This window comes from Parafannyhessea sp. (genome assembly GCF_051876455.1).
Lineage (GTDB): Bacteria > Actinomycetota > Coriobacteriia > Coriobacteriales > Atopobiaceae > Parafannyhessea.
Window position 1 is genome coordinate 1 of record NZ_JBJEHW010000102.1, and the last position, 3,073, is coordinate 3,073.

The 3,073-nt window shown below is 63.7% G+C and carries 4 protein-coding genes; all 4 read left to right on the top strand.

Annotation, left to right across the window (positions count from 1 at the left end):
- A partial coding sequence (locus ACI38Z_RS04765; protein ID WP_439789043.1) for an Hsp70 family protein occupies positions 1 to 649 on the top strand: 649 nt, incomplete at its 5' end.
- Between the two features lie 20 nt (positions 650 to 669).
- Positions 670 to 1,536: a nucleotide exchange factor GrpE gene (locus tag ACI38Z_RS04770; protein ID WP_439789044.1), complete on the top strand. Its 867-nt coding sequence runs from the start codon at positions 670 to 672 to the stop codon at positions 1,534 to 1,536.
- Positions 1,537 to 1,602: 66 nt separating this feature from the next.
- Entirely contained in the window at positions 1,603 to 2,571 is a 969-nt protein-coding gene (locus tag ACI38Z_RS04775; RefSeq protein WP_439789045.1) for a DnaJ C-terminal domain-containing protein, read from the top strand.
- Positions 2,564 to 3,016 carry a heat shock protein transcriptional repressor HspR gene (locus ACI38Z_RS04780; protein WP_439789046.1) on the top strand — a complete coding sequence of 151 codons (453 nt, stop codon included), beginning with the start codon at positions 2,564 to 2,566 and terminating at the stop codon, positions 3,014 to 3,016. The genes ACI38Z_RS04775 and ACI38Z_RS04780 overlap by 8 nt, the downstream gene beginning before the upstream one ends.
- The last annotated feature ends 57 nt before the right edge of the window (positions 3,017 to 3,073 follow it).

Sequence of the window (3,073 nt, forward strand, 5' to 3'; positions counted from 1 at the left end):
CGACAACCAGACGTCCGTCGAGATCAACGTCCTGCAGGGCGAGCGTGAGATGGCCCGCGACAACAAGTCGCTCGGCAAGTTCAACCTTACCGGCATCCCCGCCGCTCCTCGTGGCGTGCCTCAGATTGAGGTCACCTTCGACATCGACGCCAACGGTATCGTGAAGGTTACGGCCAAGGACAAGGGCACGGGCAAGCAGCAGCAGATCACCATCTCGGGCTCCACGGCGCTTTCCGACGACGAGGTAGACCGCATGGTGAAGGACGCCGAGTCCCACGCCGAGGAAGACAAGAAGCACAAGGACGAGATCGAGGTCCGCAACCAGGCCGACTCCTTGGCCTACAGCACCGAGCAAACGGTGAAGGAACTGGGCGACAAGGTTCCCGCCGACGTGAAGAAGGAGGTCGAGGACGCGGTAGCCAATACCAGGAAGGCTCTGGACGGCACCGATGTCGAGGCCATCAAGGCTGCCAGCGAGAAGCTGCAGGAGGCCGGCCACAAGCTGGCACAAATCGTGTACTCCAACACCGACAGCCAGGCTGCTGGCCAGCAGTCCGCTCCTAACGCGGGCAACACCTCCAACGGCGACGACGTGGTGGACGCTGACTACGAGGTTGTGGACGACGACAAGAACAAGGACAACAAGTAACTCTGTAGCGAGTGACAGCAATGTTTGGCAAGGATAACAAGAAGGGGGCGGCGCAGGCCGCCCCCGGCAAGGCACCCGAGGAGGGCGAAGTGAAGGTACCCATCGAGACCGATGACGCCACCGCAAGCGTGGACGATGCTACCAAGGCCGACGCCAAGTCCGACGCACAGGAGCTTTCGCCCGAGGAGGAGCAGCGCCTGACCGACGAGGCAATTCGCCGCGGCGAGCAGGCGGCCGCCGACGACCTTAAGGCCGATGCCGACAAGCTGCGCGCCGAGCGCGACGAGCTGCAGAAGAAGTACGACTCCGTGGCCGATGACATTGCGGCAGCAAAGAAGGAGGCCGCCGAGGCAGTGGATCGCCTTACGCGCACCACGGCCGAGTGGCAGAACTTCCGCCGCCGCACGGCCCAGGAGCGCGAGCGCGAACGCGAGCGTGCCACCGAGAAGCTGGTTTCCAGCCTGCTTCCCGTTATCGACGACATGGAGCGCGCAATTGATCACGCCGGCAAGACGGCGGGCGACAACGAGCAGCTCAAGCAGTTCGTTGAGGGAATCGACCAGGTTCACACCAAGATGGTCTCCATCCTGCAGAAGGAGGGCGTCGAGGTTATTGACCCGGCAGGCCAGCCGTTCGATCCCATGGCACACCAGGCGGTGGGTCGTACCGAGAACAAGGACGTGTACGACGAAACCGTGGACCAGGTGTACCAAAAGGGCTATCGCATGGGCGGCAAGGTAATCCGCTCGGCAATGGTTACGGTGAGCTACGGCGGGCCCAAGAGGCCGGCCCAGGAGGCCAAGGACGACGGCTCGTCCAAGTCCTCCAACGGCAGTGGCGCGCCCAACAAGGACGCAGGCTCCGCCAACAAGGCGGACGCCCAGTAATAGAAGGCGACGCGCCCGGGCCCTCGCGGCTCGGGCGCACTCATAAGAAAGGGGCGAACTTATTTCATGGCAACGAAGCGCAACTACTACGACGTCTTGGGCGTTAAGCGCGATGCGTCCGACGACGAGATAAGGCGCGCGTTCCGCAAGCTTGCCGCAAAGTATCACCCCGACGCAGGCGGAGACGAAAAGAAGTTCAAGGAGATCAGCGAGGCCTACACCACGCTGAGCAACCCCGAGAAGCGCAAGGAATACGACCAGCTGCTTATGTTCGGTGGCATTCCCGGCGCCGACTTTGGCGGGTCGGGCGGCCGCAACCGCACCTACACCTACACCAACATGGGCGACGTGGACTGGGGCGACCTGTTCAACAACGTGCGCGGCGCAACCGGCAACGAGGGCTTCGGCGGATTCGACTTCTCGTCCATCTTCGGAGGGGGAGGCTCGCGTGCGCAGGCCAACCGCCCGCAGCGCGGCGGCGACCTAACCACCACCATCGAGGTAAGCGCGCAGGAGGCCTTCACGGGCGCAACCCGCAAGGTAACCTATCGCGTGCCCTCCACGGGCGAGTCGCAAACCATCACGGTGAAGATTCCCGCAGGCGCGGTGGACGGCGGCAAGCTTCGCTACCGCGGCCGCGGCGAGCCGGGCGTAAACGGCGGCGAGCGCGGCGACCTGGTAATAGTTACCAGCGTGGCCGAGCACCCGCTGTTCAAGCGCGACGGGGCCGACGTGCGCATGGAGCTTCCCGTGTCCATGTACGAGGCCGCGCTGGGATCCGTCGTGGAGGTGCCCACGCCGCAGGGCGAGAAGGTCCGTCTTAAGATTCCAGCCGGAACCCAAGACGGCAAGATCTTCCGCTTCCGCGACCTTGGCGCTCCCGACGTGAAGCACAAAGGACGCAAGGGCGCACTGTACGTGAAGGTGCGCGTGAAGGTTCCCACGGCGCTTAGCGCGAAGGAACGCGACGCCCTTTCTGCCCTGCAGGAGCAGGACCACCGCGCTTATCGAAGGGACGTGGAGCGCTATGAGTAGCACGCCCGACGACGAGGAGGGCCGCAACAAGCCCCTCTATATGATTAGCGTGGCGGCCGAGCTTACGGGCATGCATCCGCAAACCCTGCGCGTGTACGAGCAAAAGGGGCTCGTTACGCCTGGGCGCTCGCGGGGCAACACGCGCTTGTACTCGCAGGCCGACATCGACCGGCTGAACCTCATCAGCAAGCTGACCGACGAGGGCATAAACCTCGCCGGCGTGGTGAGGATCCTGGACATGCGCGAGCGCGCCATAAAGCGCGACAAGGAAATAGACGAGCTTCGCCACCGGGTGCGCGAGCTCGAGGACGAAATACACGAGCTCCGGATGCGGGAGCGCATAACCGCGCTTGCCCGCTACGACGGAGCCGGCCCCGAGCAGGTTATGAAGGGCCTGCTCAACGGGTCGTTCGGCTCGTCGGACAACTCCGACGACGTCGAGTAGCGTCACACACGAAAGGAGCGACGCATGAACATCAACAAGTGGGCAGTAACCGCACAA